General features: G+C 64.4%; 25 protein-coding genes. 18 read left to right on the top strand and 7 right to left on the bottom strand.

The genetic code is table 11. The annotated features are described in order from the left end of the window. The first annotated feature begins 77 nt into the window (after positions 1-77). The 8 genes from IVA75_RS03870 to IVA75_RS03905 all read left to right on the top strand — a co-directional run bounded on the left by IVA75_RS03870 (position 78) and on the right by IVA75_RS03905 (position 4,686). Positions 78-371 carry a hypothetical protein gene (locus IVA75_RS03870; protein WP_247286908.1) on the top strand — a complete coding sequence of 98 codons (294 nt, stop codon included), beginning with the start codon at positions 78-80 and terminating at the stop codon, positions 369-371. Positions 372-625: 254 nt separating this feature from the next. Then, positions 626-829 carry a hypothetical protein gene (locus IVA75_RS03875; protein ID WP_247286906.1) on the top strand — a complete coding sequence of 68 codons (204 nt, stop codon included), beginning with the start codon at positions 626-628 and terminating at the stop codon, positions 827-829. A 5-nt stretch (positions 830-834) separates the two neighbouring features. Continuing rightward, positions 835-1,035 (top strand): hypothetical protein, encoded by a 201-nt coding sequence (locus tag IVA75_RS03880; protein ID WP_247286904.1) that lies wholly within the window; start codon positions 835-837, stop codon positions 1,033-1,035. 79 nt (positions 1,036-1,114) lie between these two features. After that, positions 1,115-2,191 (top strand): flavodoxin family protein, encoded by a 1,077-nt coding sequence (locus tag IVA75_RS03885; RefSeq protein ID WP_247286903.1) that lies wholly within the window; start codon positions 1,115-1,117, stop codon positions 2,189-2,191. Beyond that, positions 2,188-3,093 carry an NAD(P)/FAD-dependent oxidoreductase gene (locus IVA75_RS03890; protein WP_247286902.1) on the top strand — a complete coding sequence of 302 codons (906 nt, stop codon included), beginning with the start codon at positions 2,188-2,190 and terminating at the stop codon, positions 3,091-3,093. Before IVA75_RS03885 ends, IVA75_RS03890 begins: the two co-directional genes overlap by 4 nt. An 18-nt stretch (positions 3,094-3,111) precedes the next feature. Next, positions 3,112-4,056, top strand: a complete 945-nt coding sequence (locus IVA75_RS03895) for a cation diffusion facilitator family transporter (protein ID WP_247286901.1) — start codon at positions 3,112-3,114, stop codon at positions 4,054-4,056. 101 nt (positions 4,057-4,157) lie between these two features. Beyond that, on the top strand, positions 4,158-4,487 hold the full coding sequence (locus tag IVA75_RS03900; protein ID WP_027567375.1) for a four-helix bundle copper-binding protein: 330 nt from the start codon (positions 4,158-4,160) through the stop codon (positions 4,485-4,487). Between the two features lie 10 nt (positions 4,488-4,497). After that, on the top strand, positions 4,498-4,686 hold the full coding sequence (locus IVA75_RS03905; protein WP_247286900.1) for a hypothetical protein: 189 nt from the start codon (positions 4,498-4,500) through the stop codon (positions 4,684-4,686). 22 nt (positions 4,687-4,708) lie between these two features. Here the strand turns inward: IVA75_RS03905 and IVA75_RS03910 are convergent, their stop codons facing one another. Beyond that, complete coding sequence (locus IVA75_RS03910; protein ID WP_007603214.1) at positions 4,709-4,966, bottom strand: hypothetical protein; 258 nt, start codon at positions 4,964-4,966, stop codon at positions 4,709-4,711. 288 nt (positions 4,967-5,254) lie between these two features. On the opposite strand from IVA75_RS03910, the gene IVA75_RS03915 reads away from it, so the two are divergent. Beyond that, the gene (locus tag IVA75_RS03915; protein ID WP_027567373.1) at positions 5,255-5,629 is read left to right on the top strand and encodes a hypothetical protein; all 375 of its coding nucleotides are present in this window, start codon (positions 5,255-5,257) and stop codon (positions 5,627-5,629) included. A 3-nt stretch (positions 5,630-5,632) separates the two neighbouring features. Here the strand turns inward: IVA75_RS03915 and IVA75_RS03920 are convergent, their stop codons facing one another. Further along, positions 5,633-6,937 (bottom strand): polysaccharide deacetylase family protein, encoded by a 1,305-nt coding sequence (locus IVA75_RS03920; RefSeq protein ID WP_247286899.1) that lies wholly within the window; start codon positions 6,935-6,937, stop codon positions 5,633-5,635. A gap of 178 nt (positions 6,938-7,115) precedes the next feature. After that, positions 7,116-7,889, bottom strand: a complete 774-nt coding sequence (locus IVA75_RS03925; protein WP_247286898.1) for a polysaccharide deacetylase family protein — start codon at positions 7,887-7,889, stop codon at positions 7,116-7,118. A gap of 116 nt (positions 7,890-8,005) precedes the next feature. On the opposite strand from IVA75_RS03925, the gene mgtE reads away from it, so the two are divergent. The 4 genes from mgtE (at position 8,006) to IVA75_RS03945 (ending at position 11,941) form a co-directional block, all read left to right on the top strand. Then, positions 8,006-9,427 (top strand): magnesium transporter, encoded by a 1,422-nt coding sequence (mgtE, locus tag IVA75_RS03930; RefSeq protein WP_247286896.1) that lies wholly within the window; start codon positions 8,006-8,008, stop codon positions 9,425-9,427. A gap of 161 nt (positions 9,428-9,588) precedes the next feature. Further along, positions 9,589-9,906 carry a helix-turn-helix domain-containing protein gene (locus IVA75_RS03935; protein ID WP_027567369.1) on the top strand — a complete coding sequence of 106 codons (318 nt, stop codon included), beginning with the start codon at positions 9,589-9,591 and terminating at the stop codon, positions 9,904-9,906. A gap of 171 nt (positions 9,907-10,077) precedes the next feature. After that, positions 10,078-10,896 carry an aldo/keto reductase gene (locus IVA75_RS03940; protein ID WP_247286894.1) on the top strand — a complete coding sequence of 273 codons (819 nt, stop codon included), beginning with the start codon at positions 10,078-10,080 and terminating at the stop codon, positions 10,894-10,896. 49 nt (positions 10,897-10,945) lie between these two features. Then, the gene (locus IVA75_RS03945) at positions 10,946-11,941 is read left to right on the top strand and encodes a hypothetical protein (protein WP_247286892.1); all 996 of its coding nucleotides are present in this window, start codon (positions 10,946-10,948) and stop codon (positions 11,939-11,941) included. A gap of 495 nt (positions 11,942-12,436) precedes the next feature. On the opposite strand, the gene IVA75_RS03950 is transcribed toward IVA75_RS03945, so the two are convergent. The 3 genes from IVA75_RS03950 to IVA75_RS03960 form a co-directional block, all read right to left on the bottom strand. After that, positions 12,437-13,489, bottom strand: a complete 1,053-nt coding sequence (locus IVA75_RS03950) for an HlyD family efflux transporter periplasmic adaptor subunit (RefSeq protein ID WP_027567366.1) — start codon at positions 13,487-13,489, stop codon at positions 12,437-12,439. Further along, a complete protein-coding gene (locus tag IVA75_RS03955) occupies positions 13,486-14,751 on the bottom strand; it encodes a glycosyltransferase (RefSeq protein ID WP_247286890.1) in 1,266 nt (421 codons plus the stop codon). The genes IVA75_RS03950 and IVA75_RS03955 overlap by 4 nt, the downstream gene beginning before the upstream one ends. A 1,038-nt stretch (positions 14,752-15,789) precedes the next feature. Continuing rightward, positions 15,790-16,503 carry a DUF599 domain-containing protein gene (locus IVA75_RS03960; RefSeq protein WP_247286889.1) on the bottom strand — a complete coding sequence of 238 codons (714 nt, stop codon included), beginning with the start codon at positions 16,501-16,503 and terminating at the stop codon, positions 15,790-15,792. A gap of 124 nt (positions 16,504-16,627) precedes the next feature. Here IVA75_RS03960 and IVA75_RS03965 point away from each other — a divergent pair, with 124 nt between their 5' ends. The 5 genes from IVA75_RS03965 to IVA75_RS03985 all read left to right on the top strand — a co-directional run bounded on the left by IVA75_RS03965 (position 16,628) and on the right by IVA75_RS03985 (position 19,742). Continuing rightward, a complete protein-coding gene (locus IVA75_RS03965) occupies positions 16,628-17,290 on the top strand; it encodes a glutathione S-transferase family protein (protein ID WP_247286888.1) in 663 nt (220 codons plus the stop codon). Positions 17,291-17,377: 87 nt separating this feature from the next. Beyond that, complete coding sequence (locus IVA75_RS03970) at positions 17,378-17,743, top strand: YidB family protein (protein WP_247286887.1); 366 nt, start codon at positions 17,378-17,380, stop codon at positions 17,741-17,743. A gap of 178 nt (positions 17,744-17,921) precedes the next feature. Next, positions 17,922-18,125 (top strand): hypothetical protein, encoded by a 204-nt coding sequence (locus IVA75_RS03975; RefSeq protein ID WP_007611353.1) that lies wholly within the window; start codon positions 17,922-17,924, stop codon positions 18,123-18,125. A 158-nt stretch (positions 18,126-18,283) separates the two neighbouring features. Beyond that, positions 18,284-19,258: a hypothetical protein gene (locus IVA75_RS03980; RefSeq protein ID WP_247286886.1), complete on the top strand. Its 975-nt coding sequence runs from the start codon at positions 18,284-18,286 to the stop codon at positions 19,256-19,258. Positions 19,259-19,301: 43 nt separating this feature from the next. After that, the gene (locus IVA75_RS03985; RefSeq protein ID WP_247286885.1) at positions 19,302-19,742 is read left to right on the top strand and encodes a DUF1489 domain-containing protein; all 441 of its coding nucleotides are present in this window, start codon (positions 19,302-19,304) and stop codon (positions 19,740-19,742) included. On the opposite strand, the gene IVA75_RS03990 is transcribed toward IVA75_RS03985, so the two are convergent. Continuing rightward, positions 19,631-20,494 (bottom strand): hypothetical protein, encoded by an 864-nt coding sequence (locus IVA75_RS03990; protein WP_247286884.1) that lies wholly within the window; start codon positions 20,492-20,494, stop codon positions 19,631-19,633. The genes IVA75_RS03985 and IVA75_RS03990 overlap by 112 nt on opposite strands. Positions 20,495-20,549: the final 55 nt, after the last annotated feature.

Consider the following 20,549-nt stretch of genomic DNA (forward strand, 5'->3'; position numbering starts at 1 on the left):
TCCCGTATCCGATCGGGTGTTCCGAGGTACTTGATCCAGGTTAGTGTTCGCGGCTGTTTTTGAGCGGACGGCTGTTTTTGAGCGGACGGCTGGTTTTGAGCAACTTACGTAACTTACGTAAAGGCGCCTTCGTCGCGAAGCTTTTATACTCTCGCTCCATGAACGACGTCCTCCTTTCCCGCGCTGAGCGCGCGATCGAAGCAAGCCGCGTCCTTCGGGCGCAGCACAGAGCGGTCGCGGATCAGCTTGAAAATGCGAAGCGCGAGGTGCGCCGCGTGGTGATGGAAAGTGCGATGTTGCGTGCCGAGCTCAAGGCTCTTCGCGACGATCGCGAAGAGCAGCCCGCCCAACACCTTGTGCCGCCGGAATAGGAGCCGACGAAGTGAACGTGCAGCACGCGCCCGGATGGCGCCCCGCTGCGCGCGTCCGGCGCTGCTCGGCCGCTGTCCTTCGCACCGCAAAATCACGCACCGTTAACTTACTGAAATGCAGGAACCTGCGGTTGCGGCCGAAGCTCCGAACACTGCCGGTCTGGGCCGCCCCAACCGGCACGAAACTCCGGCCCCGGCGCCGACCTCCCGCCGGGGCCAATTTTCTTCCATCCAAAGGGGTTTGTGAAAGTACAATGACCGCCAAACGCAACCGCAGGAAACAAACCCAATCGCTCCAGGAGCGATTAGCGGCATTCGCCGAAACCGCCCGCGAGCGCGCGCGCAGCCTGCCGCCCGGCAAGGAGCGCGACATGCTGCTTCGGCGCGCCATGCAGAACGAAGTGACCTCGAACCTGACGGACTGGTTGAGCGAACCCGTCTACCCGAGACGAGGATGATGATGATGCGGAGCATCAAGCACTACCGCGCTTTCCAGATCGATCCGGACGGGCATGTGTTTGGATGCATCAACCTGGTCTGCGACAATGATGAGCAGGCCAAGCGCGAGGCCGCCTCGCTCGTGCTGGTGCACCGCATCGAACTGTGGCGGCTGGACCAGCGCATCGCGCAATTCGATGTGCCGCTGGAAGTTGTTCGCCAGTAGAGCGACGAGAGGAGAGCGACGAGGAACCGCGCGCTGCGCCCCGGGTTGGTCGACTGTACCGACCTCGCGAGGAGCCAGCATGACGGAAGCCGACATTCGCAAGGGGATGCCGCCCGTCAAGCTCTCGCGCGAGGCGTTCGAGCGCCGCTACCGGAGCCGGTTCGTCGATCCCGCCTTTGCACCGCTCCAGCGCGAGCTCGACGCGATCGTCGGCGCGGCCTGGGATGCCTACAGCGGTTCACGCAAGGCCCCGCTGACGCGAAAGGCGGGCGCGGGATTCGCCGATCCCGGTTACGACATCGCCGTCGACTGGCTTGATGCGCGCGCGAAGATCCTGGCGGCGCAGCGACGCCATGACGATGCGGACGAGACGCCGCGCATCCTGATCATCAACGGCTCGGCCCGCAGCGAGCACACCTGTCCCGGCGAGATGTCCAAGACCTGGCGTCTGGTCGAGCTCGCCGAGCCGGTCTTTGCCGAGCTTGGCTTTGCCGTCGACATCCTCGATCTGTCGCGCCTGGCTTCGGAGTTCGGCAAGACGATCCATCCCTGTAAATCCTGCGTCGGAACCGCGATGCCGCTCTGCCACTGGCCGTGCAGCTGCTATCCGAACTATTCGCTGGGGCAGACCGACGACTGGATGAACGATATCTATCCGCTCTGGGTCGCGGCCCACGGCATCCTGATCGTGACGCCGGTGAACTGGTATCATGTCCCCGCCGGACTGAAGGCGATGATGGATCGCATGGTCTGCGCCGACGGCGGCAATCCCGATCCAACCTCGACTCACGGCAAGAAGGCGGACGAAGCCAAGGCGCTGGAGCTGAAGGGCTGGTCCTATCCGCGCCATCTCGCCGGCCGTCATTTCGGCCTCGTCGTTCACGGCGATGCGGTCGGTGCCGAGGGTGTGCGCCGGGCCTTGTCGGATTGGCTGACCGACATGCAGCTGATCTCGGCGGGCCGCTTCGCCGAGCTCGACGGCTATGTCGGCTACATGGAGCCATACGCCACCTCGCATTGCGACCTCGACGACGACAGGGCATTCCAGACAGAGGTGCAGAACGTCGCGCGCGCACTCGGCAATGCGGTCCGCCTGGCGCGGAGTGGACAGCTTCGCGAGCCCGGTGCGGGCCTGTCCGATCCAAACCCAAAATGACGGCGAATGATCAGCCGTATGATTGCCTGATCGTCGGCGGCGGCCCCGCCGGGCTGATGGCTGCGATCTACCTCGCGCGATTTCGGCGCCGCGTCTGTGTTGTGGACGCAGGCGCGAGCCGGGCGGCGCTGATCCCGCGCAGTCACAATGTGCCGGGCTTCGTCCACGGCCTGTCCGGCACTGACCTGCTCGCGCGCATGTCCGCGCAACTGGGCGAGCTCGCGGTCACGCGCGTTGATGCCGAGGTCACCGGCTTGCGACGACACGATCACGGTTTTCAGGCGATCTGGAACGGCGGCGCGCATGCTGCCAGCACCGTCATCCTTGCCAGCGGCATCGTCGACGCCCATCCGCCGTTCGACGAATGGCGAGCGGGGGTCGCAGACGGGCTGTTGCGCTACTGTCCCGTTTGCGACGCCTTCGAGGCGATCGGCCGTCGTATCGGCATCGTCGGTCCGCTTGACCGCGCCGCCGGCAAGGCGCTCTTCATGCGCGGCTACTCGCGCGACGTGACGCTGCTGGCAACGGGCGAGGATGACGGGAAGACCGCGGCACCGGAGCTGAATGACGCGGGTGTCGAGATCGTCGTCGCCCCCGGCCTGCGCCTGAGGCGGAGAGACCACGGAGTCGAAGCCGTCTTCGCCGACGGCCGGACGGCGCAATTCGAGATGGTCTACCCGGTGATGGGTGCGGAGGTGCGCTCGCATCTTGCGATGAATCTGGGGGCCGAACATACCGGGGAGGGTTACCTGAAAGTCGACGACCATCAGCGCAGCTCGGTCGACGGGCTCTACGGGATCGGCGACGTCGTCACCGACCTGCACCAGATCTCGGTCGCGTTCGGCCACGCCGCGGTCGCCGCCTGCACCATCCATCACAGCTTGCCGCGGCGGCTGGCATGAGGAATGGGGTATCGGACATTGGCAACAGAATCATCCTCGAAGACCGCGGTCTGTGCGGCGCTCTTCGGCAATGTCCTGGTCGCGGTCACCAAAATCGGCGCCGCCGCCTGGACAGGAAGTTCGGCCATGACGAGCGAAGCGGTGCATTCGCTCGTCGACACGACCAACGAGATCCTGCTGCTCTACGGCTACCGGCGCGCGAGCCGTTCGCCCGACGAATCCCATCCGCTCGGCTATGGGCGCGAGCTGTATTTCTGGAGCTTCATCGTTGCGCTGCTGATCTTCGCCCTGGGCGCCGGTGTCTCGCTGTATCAGGGCATTCTGCATGTCGCCGCACCCGAGCCGATCGAAAGTCCGATCGTCAGCTTCGTGGTGCTCGGGCTGTCGTTCCTGTTTGAAGGCGGCTCTTGGTTGGTTGCCCTGCGGCGCTTCGGCCCGGACGGCCGGCGGTTCGGTTATTACCAGGCTTTCGTTCGCAGCAAGGATCCTCCGGCATTCATGGTGCTGCTCGAGGACAGCGCGGCGCTGGTCGGCATCGCCATTGCCGCGGCGGCCACTGCGGCGGCCGTATGGCTGCGCCAGCCGGTCTGGGACGGGATCGGTTCGATCCTGATCGGGATCTTGCTGGCGATCGTGTCGATCGGTCTCGCGCGCGAGAGCAAGAGCCTGCTGATCGGCGAGCCTGCCGATCCGGAACTTGCGCGATCGGTCCTCGACATCGCAAGACGTTCGCCCGGCGTGCTCAGGGCCAACGGTCTTCTGACGGTGCAGCTGTCGCCGGTCGAGATCGTTGCGGCCCTCAGCATCGAATTTGCGGATGACAAGCGCGCCGACGACATCGAGCGATGCGTCGTTTCGATCGAGGCCGAGATACGCAAACGCCATCCAAGCGTGGCGGCGCTGTTCATCAAGCCGCAGACCGATGCTCGCTACCGGGCGGTGCGCGCGAGGCGTTACGGCTAGCTTCGCGAAGTTCCCCCGTGTCACAATCGGCAGGACGGCAGGAACGATCGCAACATCCCACTGGTTGACCCATGCAGGGGGCGAGCATTGGAGAAAACCGGATGGCTCAATCCGAAGACATGACGCGCTGCATCGCGCTCTGCATGAGCTGCTACCAGACCTGCCTCGGCACCGCGATGAACCATTGCCTCGAGACCGGCGGCAAGCACGTCGAGCCCAAGCATTTCCGCCTGATGATGGCGTGCGCCGAAATGTGCCGGACGGCGGCGCATTTCATGCTGATCAATACGCCGCATCACCGGCACACATGCGGCGAATGCGCAGAAATCTGCAGCGAATGCGCCGAGGATTGCGAGCGGGTCGGCGGCATGGAGGAGTGCGTCGCCATGTGCCGCTCCTGCGCACAATCCTGCCGTGCGATGGCGGCCTGAGGACAAGCCCATGCTGGAAGAGAAACTCACGGAAGCCATCGTCGAGGAGCTGAAGCGGCAGGCGGCCAACCGGCCGCAATCGCTGAAGGTCGAACGCGCGGACGACGCGAAAGCCTCGGAGGAGCTGATCGTCAACGGCAAGATCGACTTGGCCGCGTTGGTCATGGTGATCGCCGGATCTGTCGCCGGCGGACCTTAGGTCCGGCCGGTCAACGGCGCTCTCAGCCATACTCTTCGCCGATGCCGTATTCCCGGTAGATCTCCAGCGGATCGAGGTCGGGAAACAGCCGGCATTTGGCCTGTGCGAGATGCAGGCTCACCGCCGCCGGCTCCTTGCCGTTCGAGAGCATCTTGCGGATGTCGTCCATATGCGCGCTCGGCTGGTGCTTGGTGTCGAGCTGTTCCAGCGCGACTAAGGCAGTCGCCAGCGCCTCGGTCAGAACCCAGTCGTCGTGGCCGGTGATTCCCTTCTTCGGCATCGGCAGACCCCACATGTGGCGGCCCCAGTCTATCGGGACTTCCGCCAAATCTCCAAGGAGCCGTTGCAGCCAACAGGCGCGCGGAAGGCACCGGCGGCCTTGCTCCGGCTTGCATTATGGCCGCCCGTGGCTAAAAGGCGGCATTGCAGGGGCAATAGTATCTTTGTTGAAACAAAGTTGACGTAGACGGGCCTGCATGGCATTCAGGCCGGCTGTTCCGGTCTGGGCTCCTGATCCCCGCATTTGCAACACGGTCCGGTTGCGCCACCCTCCAAGGCTTGAGCCCGCATGGTCTTTTTAAGCTTCGTCTATCGCTTCGTGACCAACTTCGCATTCATGGCGATGGTCTATTTCAGCCTGAATTTCATGGAGAAGTACCAGAACCGGGCGATCATCGCGATCCTGGTGCTGGTCTATACCGGCATGCGCGCAGCTTCGACGCTGCGGGCGTTCTACTTCTACCAGAAGATCGAGCGGCTGGAGGCTGAGACCAAGCGGCTGCAAGGGCCGATCAATGACGGCGCGGGCGGAACGAACGCGCGCAGGCAGGTCGTGGTTGACGTCGCCCGGCTGCGGCGCGACGGCGAGGTCAAGTCCTATATGGACCTGTTCTTCCTGGCGCTGATCGTCTTGCTCTGCGTCGCCAACATCATGCGACAGTAAGCTCTACTGCGCGCGCTTCTTCAGGCTCGCCACACGGGTCGGGCGCGGCGCGGCGCTCTTGGGCGCAGTGCTCTTGGGGGCAGCGCCCTCGGCCTCTGCGGCATGCTTCGGTGTGCCATGAACAGCGTGCGCGGTGCGGGGAGCGCGCGACTTGCCCGCTTTGCTCTTGGCCGCGCGGGGCGTCTCGGCTGCCATCGCCAGGCGCGTCGCGGCGCGCCGCGACAAGGTCGTCGACAGCAGCACCTCGACCGAGCCTTCCGGGATCGCAAAGAGATCGCGGCCAGGCACGGGCAGGGTGGCCGCGACATTGGCGAGCGCCATGGTCTTGTGCGGCAGCAGCGGTTGGTGCGCGGCCTGTGCGTTGAGGTCGGCCAGCGAGGGCGCCGGAAGCATCTTGGTCTGCGCGAACACGAAGTTCGGCACGGCCGGCCAGCGCGCGATCGGTGTGGTCTCGGTCGGCGGATGCAGCAGCCATTCGACCGGCGTTGTCGGCGTCGCCGGCTGCTCGGGGGTCGCGGGCACCACATGCACGATGCGATAGCCGCGCGCCTTGAGGTCGCGGATGATCTTCGGCAGCGCCGCCACTGTGCGGGCCTGGATGTCGTGCAGCAGCAGGATCCCCTTGCCCTTGGCCTCAAGCCGCTGGATTGCGAGCTGATAGACGCGATCGGACGACACATGGCGCCAGTCGTCGGCCGGGAAATCGGCGCTCCAGACCTGGATCCCGCGCGAGATCAGAACGTTCTCGACGCCGTCGGCGCGCATCAGGCCGGGAATGCGGAAGAACGGCGCGAGCTTGGACGGATCGGTCATTGCGGCCGATGTCCACTCGATGCCGCCATTGATCTGCGCCTCGGCCTTGTCGAGCGGCATCCGGTCCATTGTGAGCGGATGGTTCATGCTGTGCGTGCCGACGGTATGGCCCGCTGCGACCAGCTTGCGCACGCCTTCCGGGTTCGCCTTGGCCTGTTCGCCAATGATGAAAAAGGTCGCCTTGATGCACTCGTCGGCGAGGATCTGCAGCACCTGGTTGGAATATTTCGGCAACGGACCGTCGTCGAAGGTCAGGACGACTTCATGGTCCTTCAGCGGCAGCGTCTCGCGGTACTGCATGGTGCCGATGCGGGGATGCTCGTGCGGATCGACCACGAGCGTGCGGGAGGTCCCGAGTGCGTCCGGACGGCCGGGGCAGTCGGCCGCAAGGGCCGGCGAGCCGATGGTCAGGACACCCAAAAATCCGCCGAGGAATCCACCAAGGCGAAGGACGATCCACGATCGCGTCCGAGCAACAACGCTACTTCCGATCATGAACCCCGTCTGCCCTCTTAAGCGATTGCCGCCATAGTAGGTCGGAGACATCAGCAAACGGTTCAGGCGCAAGAGCCTTTGCCGTTGCAAGTCCCCTCAATACTTGCATGGCGTAGCATGAACAGACTGTTAATAGGGCCCAAATCACCCCATTTTGCGCCGGCGTGACATTCCGGCATCAATGCGCGTCGGCACTCTTCTGCGATGTGCCCGCCGGCACGACGTGAACCACCCGATAGCCGTTCTCCCTCAGATACCGCAGGAAGGCCGGCATGATCGCGGCCGTGCGCGCTTTGGGATCGTGGAACAGGATGATCCCCTTGCCGGCGGCGGCGAGCCGCTCGGTGACGAGCTTCAATTCCTGCTCCGGCGTCATCTCGTTCCAGTCGCTGGCCCACAGGTCAGCCCCAAACACGACGATGCCGCGGGACTGCAGCAGGTCGAGCTCGGCTTGGGTGGCCTCGAAATAGGGAAACCGGAAGAACGGCGTCGAGGGTGTCGTCGTCGGGGTGCCGTGCAGCGCCATCTCATCGGCGGCAATGCCGCGGTCGATCTCGCTCTTCGCCTTGTCGAGCGGGATCCGCGCCATGAACGGATGCGAGAAGGTGTGATGGCCGATGCTGTGGCCTTCGCGGGCGATGCGCTTGACCATCTCAGGGTGTTCGGAGGCGTGCAGGCCGATCAGGAAGAAGGTCGCGCGCACGCATTCCTGCGCCAGCGCCGCCAATACCTTCGACGTCGTCGGCGGATGCGGCCCGTCGTCGAAGGTCAGCACGACCTCGTGATCGGCGAGTGGCAACGTTTGCGGAAAGCTCTTCAGGCCCACGCGCGGCGTGGTCTTGGCGTCGACGCTCAGAATGCGGGAGGTGCCGAGCGCGTCCTTGCGCGGGCACTCGGCGGCTTCAGTCGAGGCGATGCCGGTGAGGGCGGCGAGGGCTGCGCCTGCCGACATCAAGGTCCACCTCAGTCGGAGCATCTTTGTCATTGCGCTCAGAGTTGCCTTGTGGGTATTGCCTGAACCAACAGCTCAGACCACCTGATCCAACCTTTCAAACGGCGAGGCGCGCCATGGATGAACATCTGGACGGGGCCGCGTCTGCCACTGACTCGGTACTCGACCACGTGCCGATGCGCAATGAAGACGGCGAAATTCGTCACGAATTCGTCGCGGAAATTGCCCATGCGATCGAGGCCGGCGACAGCGCCGCGCTGCGGGCCTGCGTTGCCGAGCTGCACGAGGCCGATCTCGGCGATCTCATCGGGGCTCTCGAGCCCGACGATCGGGTCCGCCTGGTCGAGCTGACGGGACGCGATTTCGACTTCTCCGCGCTGAACGAGCTCGACGAGGGCGTGCGCGAGGAGATCCTCGAGGAACTGCCGCCGCAGACGGTCGCGGAAGGTGTGCGCGAGCTCGAATCCGACGACGCGGTCGAGCTGCTGGAAACGCTCGATCAGGCCGATCAGGAGGAGATCCTCGAGAAGCTGCCGCTCAAGGAGCGCGTCGTGCTCGAGCGCAGCCTGCTTTATCCGGAAAATTCCGCCGGTCGCCGGATGCAGACCGAGTTCATCGCGGTGCCGCAGGATTTCACGGTGGGACAGGCGATCGACTACATGCGCGAGACGCCGGATCTGCCCGACCGCTTCTACGAGATCTATGTGGTCGACAAGGAGCAGCACTGGCAGGGCGCGGTCTCGCTCGACGTGCTGCTGCGTGCCCGCCGCCCGGTGGCGCTTGCCGAGCTGACTGACGAGGATCGCCGCCGCGTCTCCGTCCTGGAGGACCAGGAGGAGGTGGCCCGCATGTTCGGCAAGTACAACCTCGTCGCGGCCCCCGTGCTCGACACCCAGGACCGCCTCGTCGGCGTCATCACCGTCGACGACGTTGTCGACGTCATCGAGGAAGAGGCGGACGAGGACCTCAAGGCGCTCGGCGGCGTCAACAGCGACGAAGAGCTGTCCGACACGGTGTTCACCATTGCACGCGCGCGGTTCAACTGGCTGCTGGTCAATCTCGCCACCGCCTTTCTGGCGTCCTCCGTGCTCGGCCTGTTCGAGGGCCAGCTCGAGAAGATGGTGGCGCTCGCCGTGCTGGCGCCGATCGTCGCAAGCCAGGGCGGCAATGCCGCGACCCAGACCATGACGGTCGCGGTGCGGGCGCTGGCGACGCGCGAGCTCGGCTCCTCCAATGCATGGCGCGTCGTGGTGCGCGAGGGCCTGGTCGGCCTCGTCAACGGTCTCGCCTTTGCCGTGATCACGGGCGTCGCTGCGGTGGCCTGGTTCAGGATCCCGGGCCTTGGCATCGTCATCGGACTCGCGATCATCGTGAACCTCTTCGCCGGCGCGCTCGGCGGCATCCTGATCCCGATGGCACTCGAACGTGTGCGAGCCGATCCGGCGGTGGCGTCAGGCACGTTCGTGACAACGGTCACCGACGTCGTCGGCTTCTTCTCCTTCCTGGGAATTGCGACCTTGTGGTTCGGGCTCAGGTAGGAGCTGTTGAAATCCGTAGCCTGGATGGAGAGAAGCGTAATCCGGGCCGCTGCATCGGCTCCAGAGACGCCCCGGATTGCGCTGCGCTCCATCCGGGCTACTGGCCATCATCTTTAATCCGAACTTAAGCGGCCTGCCGCATCATCGCCTTGCTTGGGGGAATGAGCATGCGTGTGCGGCTGAAGGCGGACGGACGGATTGTCGAGTTGCGGGACGGGCAGGAGTTTCCGGTCCAGCCATTTCCAATCCAGCCGGTACCCAACGCAGCGCCGGCCGAAGCCAGCTCGCTCGCCGTGCGCGATTTACGCCGCCGCGCCTGCCTGACGCAGATGGAGTTCGCGGCCAAGCTCGGCGTTCCCGTCGAGACCATTCGCAACTGGGAGCAGGGCAAGCGGGCCCCGCGGGGACCCGCCCGCGCGCTGCTCGCCGTGATCGCGCATGCGCCCGACACCGTGTTCCAGGCGCTCGCCAAAGCCTGAGCTCAAAGCCTGACGTCATGGCTTGAGTCAGGGCTTGGCGCGAACCTCCCGTTAGCATTGCGCCGAAGATCCGGCTCGGCCGCCGCCGTCGCCCGTTGGCAGTGTCGCCAGCCGGGTTCATAATGACGCCTGGATGATGATTTGGGGCGACCGCGACAGAGAGGATTCCTCATGCTGTTCGTCGAGACCAATGGCGCAAGGATACCGGCGATCGGGTTGGGAACCTGGGAGCTGAGCGGGCGCATGTGCGCGCGTGTGGTCGAGCAGGCACTGCGGCTCGGCTATCGCCACATCGATACCGCACAGGTCTACGACAATGAGCGCGAGGTCGGCGACGGCCTGCGCGCCTCCGGCGTGCGCCGCGACGACATCTTCCTGACGACGAAGGTCTGGACCAATCATTTCGCGCCCCACGATCTCGAACGCTCGGTCAAGGAGAGTCTGGTGCGCATGCGGCTTCCCTCCGTCGATCTCTTGCTGCTGCACTGGCCCAATTCGCACGTGCCGCTGGAGGAGACGTTGGGCGCACTGTCGCATGCCAAGCGCATGGGCCTGGCCCGCCACATCGGCGTCTCCAATTTCACCGTCGCGCTGATCGAACAGGCGGTGGCGTTGTCGCCGGAGCCGCTGGCCTGCAACCAGGTCGAATACCACCCCTATCTCGACCAGGCGAAGGTGAGGGCGGCCTGCGATCAGCACGGGCTCGCGCTGGTCGCCTACAGCCCGATCGCCAGGGGGCGGATCAAGAGCGACCAGACGCTCGCCGAGATCGGGCGTCTGCATCACAAGACGCCGGCGCAGATCTGCCTGCGCTGGCTGCTGCAACAGAATGTCGCTGCGATCCCGCGCACCTCGCGCGTCGAACGCCTGTCGGAAAACATCGAGATCTTCGATTTCGAGCTTTCGGACGACGAGATGGCCCAAATCGCCGCGCTGGCCAGTCCCAAGGGCCGCCTGACCGATTTCGGCTTCGCGCCAAAATGGGATTGAGAGGGGGCTGCCGTATGCTAGGACCAGCTTGGCAACCTGAAGTCAGGCGATGGAACTGCGGAAGATCATACGGACGGACATTGCAGCGTCGGCAATCGCCCATCTGACGCTGGTCGCGCTGATCATCGTGATCAGCGAAGTCCATCCGTTTCACGCCAGCCCGCCCGAATCGGTTTCCGTCAGCATCGTGACGCCGGAGCAGGTGAAGCAGGAGGAGGCCAAGGCCGAGGAGAAGGCCGAGGAAAAACTCAAGGCGAAGCCGCCGGAGCCGACCCCTGACCTGAAACTGCCGAAGCTGGATTTCACCGACAAGGACAAGGCGGCCGCCGCGCCGAAGCCCGAGGCGAAGCAGCAGGCCGCAGCACCGTCCTCGAAGCAGCAGGCCTCGCCCGAACAGCCGCAGCAAAAACAGCCGCAGCCACAGCCTTTACAGACGCCTCAGCAGCAGCGCGAGGCAAACACGCAGACGCAACCGCAGCCTCAACAGCCACAGCCTCAGCCATCGCAGTCGCCGCCGCCTCAGGCGACGCCCCCGACGCCGCAGCCCCCGGCGCCGCAACTCCTGCCACAAGCGATGCAGCAGCCACAGGCCGCGCCGCCCCCGGCCTATCAGGCGCCGGAGCCCGATGTCACCGTCAAGTACGGCGTCATGCTGGGCCTGCCGCCGGAATTGCCGACGGAGCTGCCGAAGGACGCCCCCAAGGACGATGGCGGCGATGCCAAGGATTCAATCGCGGCCAAGCTGCCGGCCGAAATCATCGCCGAGCTGCGCCGTCACTTGCGAAGCTGCGCCAAGCTTCCGGCGGGGGTCGCGCCGACCGACAACGTCAACATCAAGCTGCGCACGGTGCTCGCCACCGACGGCACGCTGGCGCGCGAGCCGATCCTGATCGAAGCCCCGCCGTCCGCGAAGGGCGTGGCGCTTGTGAAGTCCGCCATGAGCGCGCTTCAGGCCTGCCAGCCCTACAAGATGCTGCCGGCCGACAAATACGGGGAATGGAAGGTGATGGACCTGCCGTTCAGCCCACGGGATTTCGGCGGATAGCAGGTCATCATGTAGCCCGGATGGCTTGTCCGCCGTAGCTCTAAGAGCGAAGGCGGAAGCGAAGCGTAATCCGGGGCCGCTCGCCCGGCATTCGGCACCTTCCCGGATTACGCCGCTGCGCTCCATCCGGACTTGCTGCTCAGCGCATAGAATGACCGTACGTCCAACTTTGCGTCTGGCGACGGACAAGCCCGAGATCGCCGCTAGTCCTTACAAGCCAGCCGGAGCACACGCTGGGGACACCACCATCTCAACCCAACACCTTGTGCACCGCGCGCTAGTGCCCAGGATCTCGCATGCTGGGTCAGCCGACACAATGTCGCGGCAGCACTTCGGGCACGTATATCCCGCGATGCTTGGTGCGAAGTCATACTCCGGACCAACGTAGGCGCAGATCATGTGGTGGAATACCGGAAACGAGATCAGAGCGGATGAGCCGCAAGCCGGGCAATTCGTTTGAGTCCCTTCGATCTGCATGCTGCACCTCGCTCCCTCTCACAGCTCGTCGAGCCCGAATAGTCCCACCAGCACGGAAGCGATCCGCGCGCTGAGTTGCGTATAGTGCATGTGGACGTCGACGGCCGAGTTCAGCGCCGGGAGATGCGCGCCTGGGCTGAACCTAATTCGCGCGATTTGCGAGGCGGTACGCTCGCGCGCCACTGACGAGCCCGGTCCCGGGTACACATCTGACACCGGCAGGATTTCAATGATCTCGCCCAGAATTCGCCGGTTGCCGAACAGGACAAACACTTCGTTGCCGACTTTTGGATCGGACAGGCGTTCGTTAGGAACGTACCAGTCGACGAAGACATCAGTGGGGTCGAGAATTTCTGCAATCGGAGTGCCCGCCACCAGCGATTGGCCGGCGCGCGCAGGATTGTTCGCGACTATGCCAGCTATGGGCGCGAAGACTCTCCCATCTGCAAAGCTGCTTTCAACCTTTTCGAGGCGATCACCGAGTTGCCGGCTGAATTCGTCGAGAGCGGCCAATTGAGTGCTGGCTTCGGCGGCTTCCGCCTCCTGCGAGACCACGGCTTTGTTCGCCAAGGCGCGCTCCCGGGACATGTCTATACGGTAATTCAGGCTCGCGGCTGATGAGTTTGCGATAAGTTCGACGGCTTCCTCAGCAAGCCGCAGATGTGAGCGCGCCGCGTCGAGAGATTCGCGCGCAACCCGGGCCTTGACACGCAGTTCCGCTCTGCGGCCGGCGATGTCCGCGAGCGAGCGCATATAGGTGGCGACAATTTCATCGTGCTGCGGAGACCGAACCCTTCCGATTTCTTCGCCGGCCTTGACCGATGCACCTCTCAGCACGGTGATGCTGTTGATCTGCACGATGTAAGGCAGTGAAATCAAATATCTTGGTGAGGACACGCTGCCCGGCCCGCCGAGATAGAGAATTGGCCTCCCAAAATAGACGACAAAGAATGCGAGTATGCCGAATACGATTGTCGCATAGGCGGCGCGGACAGCCCGTCCCGCCGCGCGCCGACGGCTCTCGATGGGGTCGGGGATATGGGGATCGAGTCGTGTTAGCGTGATGGTCATTTGGCCACTTCCTTCGTCCGATCGCCGAATAGTGCACGGCGAACGCGCGGCGGCACGAAATCATCGTTCCGCGACGAGGCAAAGATGATTTCCGAAGAGTAGGAAAAGAACCGCGCGCACTTCAGATAGACGCCTTGGTAAAGCGGAAAGATCAGCGCCATCTTCCAGCCGAAGGTTCCGACGGATCGATGGAATAGGGCGAACACAAGTGCCATATTGAAGACCGAGATCCAGAGCAGCAGCACGTATATCGCCGAAAGAAACAACACGGCATCCGAGCCGAACAACAGCACAATGTAGGCCAAGTAGAATGGCAGGCTGAGCGTCGGAACGAGATCGAAGACGATGAAGTCCAGCCGTTGGATTGTGTCCGGTAAACGCTCTAGCGGGTGGCGAAAACTCAGCTCGCCATACATCATGAAACGGATGCGCAGAGCATCGCGATCCCAGCGCGCGCGCTGGCGCAGCAGACTTATGCCGCTTGCGGGGGCGGCTGTTTCCGCCCAGGCGTCGGACACGAAGCGAATGACATAGCCGAGCCTGCGGAGCCGCAAGGTGTATTCCATATCCTCTCCCGGGCCGACGTCGAGCCCGCCCTGCTGCGCGAAAATATCCCGGCGATACATGGAACAGGCGCCGGACAGACACGCGATCGCATCCACCACGTCTAGGATCGACCGCCCCGCGGTGATCGACATCAGGTATTCGACGCTTTGAAGTCCTGTCCATATCGAGTCGCGCTCGTTGCTGATCGCGATGCTGCAACTTGCGCCGGCGACGAGCGGATCGCTGAACGCAGCCGCGAGGCGCTCAACCGCGTTCGGTTCGAAGACAGTGTCGGCATCTACGGTCAAGAGAAGATCGCCGCGGGCAAACCGTGCTGCAGCGTTGATGGCGGCGCTGCGGCCGCAGCGCGTCCCATGGCAGATGACCATGTCAACCTGCCCCTGCGCTCTCGCCCGCTCCGCGACCGCACGTGTTTCGTCGGTGGAGCCGTCGTCGACGACGATGATTTCGACAGGTCGGAGGGTTTGCCGGCGCAGCGAACTGATCGAAGGAGCAAGCCCGGAGCCGCCGTTGAACGTCGGGATAATCACGCTTACCCTCGCTTGGCAAACCGTCCCACTGGCGCTTCGCCGCTTCGAGCTGAACAGAGCAAGAGACACCAACGATAAGGTGTAGCGGGGGATGTCGAATATCAGCAGCGAGAAGGCGAGTAGAAATAAGCTCGTTCCGGCGAGCACTTCGACCATTTCGGACATGCCGCCACCTCCACTACGACAGGACCACTCCGAGCATCCGACCAAACAAGGTGCGCAAGGCAATTATCAGACCAGAAAATGAAGACCATCGCGTTGATGGTCGAGTGGTAAATTGCGTAAACATTTGCTTTTTGTGTTTGCGCTATTCACCTGCAGCGTCGGCTTCGTCAGTTGACGATGACCGGCTCTCGAAGGCTGATTGTTGGCGTGCCGGCATCAGCGTTGCAGTTGGAGTTGTTCCCCGCGTCGATAAATCCCACAAGGTGACCAGGTCCGTCCAACCTTTCAGGCGCAAGACGGCCTCAGTCTGGAAAGACTGAGGCCGGTGGGGGCGTCGATGTACCGTTGGGGTCGGTACTCCAGAACTCTAATCGCGACGCACCAATCTGCGTATTGTCCTTGAGGACAACCAATCAGCACGTCGTCCCTCTCACACATCTGCGAACCGCCCGACGGGTATGCCGGACGGTGGTCCGTGCCACGCACACCCGTTGATACGTGTCCTACCGACGCCGCAGGCAGCAGCGACTTCCGTAATCAGGCTTTCGGGCTGTGAAATCGGGGCAGGTGTCATCGCCTGAGCCGATACTGCGAAGAAGAAGGCGGACGTGGCAATTCCGAGCGACTTGATCATATCGAGCTCCCTGGAAGCGCCCAACCGCCCGGCCGGCGCGGCGAAGCGACGGACGCGACTCCCTCAAGCTGATGCCCGCTCAAGTCAGAGAATTGAGACAGATCAAAGCGACTTCAGGAGTTCCCATGAGGCAATCGCTGCACAGGCCGAGACGCCGGCTTAGGATTATGATCGCAGGCTTCCCTGTGCCCTTGGATAAGAGGGGGAGGTGACCAGGCAAAGATACGGGCGAAATGCGCCGCGAGAGTGCGAAGCTATGTCTGCAATTCAAAATGCGAGCTGGAAAAGTGGCGCTGCCGCCTCATACTGCGTCAATGCGAGCGCAGCGACTTGTCCGCCACACTCCGCCCTCGTACCCCGGACGCAGCGCAAGAGCGCTGCAGCGCGTCCGGGACACAAGCGCGTCAACGACCGCGCCTCGTCTCCTCGCCATCCACCACCTCCGGCGCCATGGCCTCCCACGCGCTCGAGGCGAATTGCCGCCGCCAGGTCACGATCACCACGGCGGCCGTGGTCACGAACAACAGCCAGGGGCTGACGAACCAGCCGAGATAGCCGAGTGCGAAGAAGAAGGCGCGCTGGCCGCGGTTGAAGTGGCGGCCGGCGGATTCGAACAGGCGCGAGGTGCGGATCACATGGGCTTCGGCCTCCGGCGTGTCACGCTGCGAGGCCGCCGGCATGCCGCCGAACAGGATCGCGACATAGTTGAACAGGCGGTACGACCAGGCGAATTTGAAGAAGGCGTAGACGCAGATCAGGACAAGGCCAACGCATTTCAGCTCCCACATCGCCGGCGAGGTGCTGAGATCGATCGGCAGCTTGCTCAAGATCGTGATCGCGTCGTTGGTCGCGTGCAGCAGCGCCAACGCGCCGCCGAGCGCGATAAGGCTGGTGGAGGCGAAGAAGGCGGTGCCGTTCTGCAGCGAGGCCATGATCTGCATGTCGACCATGCGCGCGTCGCGGTCGAGCAGCCGGCGCACCCACACTTCGCGGTAGCGGTTCATGCGCGCCGACAGGCTGTCGCGGCCATAGGCCGAATGCTCCAGCGTCAGCGCGTAGACCAGCCACTCGATGATGAAGAAGCCGACGGCGGTGATGTCGACCCAATGCCTGCTCATGTCTGTCTCCTGGCGAGGATCGCAACGCTTGCCACGCATGGCGAGGTGCAGCAACGATTGATTGGCGGCAGGCGATGGCGTTAAAAGCGGCTCGCTAAAGGGCGTATCGAGAAGGACTGATGACATGGCTGCGCTGAAACTCGCAATCGGCAACAAGAATTACTCGTCATGGTCGATGCGGCCCTGGCTCGCGCTCCGCGCCAACGACATCCCGTTCGTTGAGACCCTCATCCCGCTCTACACCGACAATCCCGCGGACAAGGAGCAGATCATCTCGTTCAGCCGCGCCGGCAAGGTGCCGGTGCTGGTCGACGGCGACATCACGGTGTGGGATTCGCTCAGCATCATCGAATACCTTGCCGAGCGCCACCCGGAAGTGAAGCTGTGGCCGGACGCCGCCGCCGCCCGCGCCCATGCCCGTTCGGTGTGCGCCGAGATGCATTCCGGATTCATGGCCCTTCGCAACGAATGCGGCATGAACCTGCACCGCCCGGTGCACCCCGTGACGCTGTCGGCGGACGCCGAGGCCAATATCGCGCGCGTGCAGGAGATCTGGCGCGAATGCCGGACCCGGTATGGCGCCAATGGACCGTTCCTGTTCGGGCGCTTCGGCGCGGCAGATGCGATGTATGCCCCGGTCGTGCACCGCTTCCGCACCTACGCAATCGAGGTCACGCCGGAGACTCGGGCCTACATGGACACGATGCTGGCGCTGCCGGCGTTCCAGGAATGGACCCGGGACGCGCTCGCCGAAACTCTCATCATCGAAAAGTTCGAGAACGTGTAGTCGCGAATGTGATTGAGCGCGGCTTGACGGCGCAGTGCGTGGCGGCGCTCAATCGCGGCGGAGCTACGGGCAAGGAGAGGGGACATCATGGGAATCCTGGACTCGCTGGAGAATAATCCGGCGCTGCGTAGCGCGCTCGGCCAGCTCGGCGCGGCCGTGTTGCCCGACGTGCTGAGCGAGGTGCTCGGCAGCAACAATCAAGGCGGTCTCGGCGCGATCGTCGCAAAGCTCCAGGCGGGGTTCGGTGACCAGGTCAAATCCTGGCTCGGCAACGGCCAGAACCTGCCGATCTCGGCCGACCAGCTCCGCGGCGTTCTCGGCAGCGATATCGTCCGCCAATTGGCTGCGCGGTACAACATCCCGGTCGACCAGCTAGGTCAGATTCTGGCCCAGGAACTGCCCAAGGCGGTGGATCACGCCAGCCCCGACGGCCGTTTGCCCCATAGCGCCTGAAGAACCGGTTCCAGCGGTATCATCGGCTGGCGGCATCACTCTGAAATAACTGCAAAATTCGCACGTTTGCCATGTTGCATACTGCTGGCCAAAAACGCCCGCCGCATGCTATACCACGGCCGGGTTTCCGGCCGGCCGACGCAGTGGGACCATGGGCGTGGCAGGCGTTGTTTGAGTGATGGAGAGGGTGTTGAAGCACAAATTCCCTATTGGCGCGCGCGTATTGTTCACCGCCAGCAATGTCGCACGCCCCGCTGCCAGCGGCTCGTATGAGGTCATCCGCCTCTTGCCGACCGATGGTGACGACTGTCAGTACCGGATCAAGAGCTCGACCGAAGCCTTCGAACGCGTCGCCAAGGAAAGCCAGCTCGCGCTGTCCTGAAGGCCGCCGCTATCCGCGCATTGGCGCGTCCCGGGGAATTGTATTCTGCCGCCGTCAAAAGGCCCGCTTCACCTTCAAAAGGTGGGCCGGGGGCAGCAGCCGACTCTCGGTGCTCGCTTTGACCATTCGCTCTCTGCTCGCGTGAGGGGACGTCGCGCATGAACTGGGCATGGGCCTCGTCGCTCGACCAAATCTGGCGCTCGCCGGCGTTTCCAATGTGGATGATGCTGGCGGCTGCCGGCTTCTTCGGACTGATCCTCCTGGTCACGCTGCTGCGCGCCGAGCGATCGGTCGCCAACGGTGCGCTGACCGTTGTTGCACTACTCGCCATTGCCATCGCCTTGGCTGCCGTGGTGCGCGTCGATGGACCGGCGGGGCAGACCACGCCGACCGAGGCGCGCGCGCAGGCCGCGATGACTGCAAGCCTGCCGGCGCTGTCCTGTCTCGACGATCTCGCCGGCGAAGCCGTGGCCATTGGCTGCGAGAAGGCGCTGTTCGGCGCGCCTGACGCGGCGGCTGCGGCCGTCTCCACGACCGCGGCCAGGATCGACCGGCTGACGGCGCTCGGCGATGCCGCGACCGCGGAGAGGAGCCTGACGCCCGACATCAAGCTGCTGCGCAAATCGCTGGAGCGTGATCGCTACGGCCTGGTCGCGCAGGTGCTGGTCGCGCGCGACGGCTGCACGCAGTTCGACTGCGGCGCGTTCCGCTCGCTGACCGACCAGCAGCAGGTCGCCGCCAACATGGATTCCCGTCTCTTCGACACGCTGGTCGCGCGCTACGCGCCGACCTGGAATGCGCCTGCAGCAGCGCAATCGTTGCCGGCCACTGCCGCGCTTGCGGGACTGCCGCCGTCGATGCCGACGGGCAAGCCGACCAATGCGGAGTTCCCGAGTGCTTCGTCGACGCCGCCGGTTAGCATCATGAACCCGGAGCCGCCGACGCGCCAGGCGTCCCCCACCGCGAACGCAGCGGCCGCGCCGGCTCCGCGCGCCCCGGCAGCGGCCTCGGCACAGACCGCAGCTCCCGCCGCGAAGAAGCCGCCTGCGCCGAAGGCTGCGCGGGCGCCGGCGGCAGCACCGGTTCCGCTCACGCCGCCGGCGGCAGCTCCCCCGGCTGCGGATAACGAGTAGATCGGCATTCCAAATGCGTGGCTGCCCGGCTAATGCTGGGGGCATGCCACTACATCTGATCAAGCTCGCCGTCGGCTGCGAATCCATCAAGGAATTGAAGGAGTGGACCGCCGAACGGATGCAGACCGCCAAGAAGAAGGGTCTGCCGCAACATCACATCCACATCACCCGCATGGTGCCCAAGCGCGACGCCGAGATCCTGTCGGGCGGCTCGCTCTATTGGGTGATCAAGGGTGAGGTCGCCGCGCGCGAAAAGATCATCGGCATCGAGCCGTTCCGCGACAAGGACGGCATCGGGCGCTGCCGGATCGTGATGCAGCCGAAGGTGATCGCGGTGTCGCCGCGGCCGATGCGCCCGTTCCAGGGCTGGCGCTATCTCGCCGACGATTCGGTGCCGCCCGATCTCGGTAAGTCCGCGGCCGGCTCGATCGCGGCGATGCCGGAGCCGATGCGGCGCGAGCTGCGCGATCTCGGGTTGTTGTAGTCCGCTACTCCCAAGGCGTCACTGCGAGGCGTCACTGCGACGGCGTCACGATGTGCAGCCGCGCCCAGTCGGACGGCGGTATGACGACGGGGCGCCCGCCTTCGCCGATGCCATCCACAATGTCGAGCGAGATCGGGCGCAATGCCCATCTCGTTCAGATATTTCCGGTGTTGCTCGCCAAAATACTCCGTGAGGCTCTCGCGCTGCTCAGCCGGGATGTTGGGCGCGAGCCGGTTACGGACGGAGCGGCTGCCCAGCACAACCTTCGTGCCCGGCGGCAGGCTGCGATGCACGCCGCCCGCCAGCGCGAGCACGCAGGCAAAATCGCAAATCAGATTCGACGCCGACAAGCTTGCATCGAGCGGTCCGCCCGGACGCTTCAGCGTAAAGCATTCGGCGTCCGGCTTCCCGGCGCAGGCTGTGACCTCGGTCGTCCCGGCGGTGGCGTCGAGGCCGCGGTCGCGCAGGATGCGGCCGAGGCTGCTTGCGACCTTGAGATTGGATACGCCCCAGCTATGGATCACGACAGGTAGCTTGCGCCCGGCCTGACGGTCGAGGATCGCGATCAGCCGCTTGTAGCTATCCCACTGCACAGCCCCTTCCGCGGCAATCCAGTCGGAACACCCGGGCCCGCAGGCATCGGCCGGGCCATGGGCGACGTAGAAGATCATGGCGTCGGGCGGCGAGCCGAAGGCGCCGATCGGCGGACGCTGCTGGGCCTGTACGGCGCCTGCTGCAACGAGCGCCAGCACGCAGCTCACGATCCTCACGCTGAGATGACATGCCCCGCCAGTCGGCTCGCTTCCT

Origin of the sequence: Bradyrhizobium sp. 134 (genome assembly GCF_023074155.1) — a bacterium.
In the GTDB taxonomy this organism is placed as follows: Bacteria; Pseudomonadota; Alphaproteobacteria; order Rhizobiales; family Xanthobacteraceae; genus Bradyrhizobium.

Excerpts from the sequence above, each read along its gene's own strand:
- IVA75_RS03875 (WP_247286906.1), top strand. The coding sequence starts at position 626 with ATGACCGCCAAACGCAACCGCAGGAAACAAACCCAATCGCTCCAGGAG.
- IVA75_RS03880 (WP_247286904.1), top strand. The coding sequence starts at position 835 with ATGCGGAGCATCAAGCACTACCGCGCTTTCCAGATCGATCCGGACGGG.
- IVA75_RS03885 (WP_247286903.1), top strand. The coding sequence starts at position 1,115 with ATGACGGAAGCCGACATTCGCAAGGGGATGCCGCCCGTCAAGCTCTCG.
- IVA75_RS03890 (WP_247286902.1), top strand. The coding sequence starts at position 2,188 with ATGACGGCGAATGATCAGCCGTATGATTGCCTGATCGTCGGCGGCGGC.
- IVA75_RS03900 (WP_027567375.1), top strand. The coding sequence starts at position 4,158 with ATGGCTCAATCCGAAGACATGACGCGCTGCATCGCGCTCTGCATGAGC.
- IVA75_RS03905 (WP_247286900.1), top strand. The coding sequence starts at position 4,498 with ATGCTGGAAGAGAAACTCACGGAAGCCATCGTCGAGGAGCTGAAGCGG.
- IVA75_RS03910 (WP_007603214.1), bottom strand. The coding sequence starts at position 4,966 with ATGCCGAAGAAGGGAATCACCGGCCACGACGACTGGGTTCTGACCGAG.
- IVA75_RS03915 (WP_027567373.1), top strand. The coding sequence starts at position 5,255 with ATGGTCTTTTTAAGCTTCGTCTATCGCTTCGTGACCAACTTCGCATTC.
- IVA75_RS03920 (WP_247286899.1), bottom strand. The coding sequence starts at position 6,937 with ATGATCGGAAGTAGCGTTGTTGCTCGGACGCGATCGTGGATCGTCCTT.
- IVA75_RS03925 (WP_247286898.1), bottom strand. The coding sequence starts at position 7,889 with ATGTCGGCAGGCGCAGCCCTCGCCGCCCTCACCGGCATCGCCTCGACT.
- mgtE (WP_247286896.1), top strand. The coding sequence starts at position 8,006 with ATGGATGAACATCTGGACGGGGCCGCGTCTGCCACTGACTCGGTACTC.
- IVA75_RS03935 (WP_027567369.1), top strand. The coding sequence starts at position 9,589 with ATGAGCATGCGTGTGCGGCTGAAGGCGGACGGACGGATTGTCGAGTTG.
- IVA75_RS03940 (WP_247286894.1), top strand. The coding sequence starts at position 10,078 with ATGCTGTTCGTCGAGACCAATGGCGCAAGGATACCGGCGATCGGGTTG.
- IVA75_RS03945 (WP_247286892.1), top strand. The coding sequence starts at position 10,946 with ATGGAACTGCGGAAGATCATACGGACGGACATTGCAGCGTCGGCAATC.
- IVA75_RS03950 (WP_027567366.1), bottom strand. The coding sequence starts at position 13,489 with ATGACCATCACGCTAACACGACTCGATCCCCATATCCCCGACCCCATC.
- IVA75_RS03955 (WP_247286890.1), bottom strand. The coding sequence starts at position 14,751 with ATGTCCGAAATGGTCGAAGTGCTCGCCGGAACGAGCTTATTTCTACTC.
- IVA75_RS03960 (WP_247286889.1), bottom strand. The coding sequence starts at position 16,503 with ATGAGCAGGCATTGGGTCGACATCACCGCCGTCGGCTTCTTCATCATC.
- IVA75_RS03965 (WP_247286888.1), top strand. The coding sequence starts at position 16,628 with ATGGCTGCGCTGAAACTCGCAATCGGCAACAAGAATTACTCGTCATGG.
- IVA75_RS03970 (WP_247286887.1), top strand. The coding sequence starts at position 17,378 with ATGGGAATCCTGGACTCGCTGGAGAATAATCCGGCGCTGCGTAGCGCG.
- IVA75_RS03975 (WP_007611353.1), top strand. The coding sequence starts at position 17,922 with ATGGAGAGGGTGTTGAAGCACAAATTCCCTATTGGCGCGCGCGTATTG.
- IVA75_RS03980 (WP_247286886.1), top strand. The coding sequence starts at position 18,284 with ATGAACTGGGCATGGGCCTCGTCGCTCGACCAAATCTGGCGCTCGCCG.
- IVA75_RS03985 (WP_247286885.1), top strand. The coding sequence starts at position 19,302 with ATGCCACTACATCTGATCAAGCTCGCCGTCGGCTGCGAATCCATCAAG.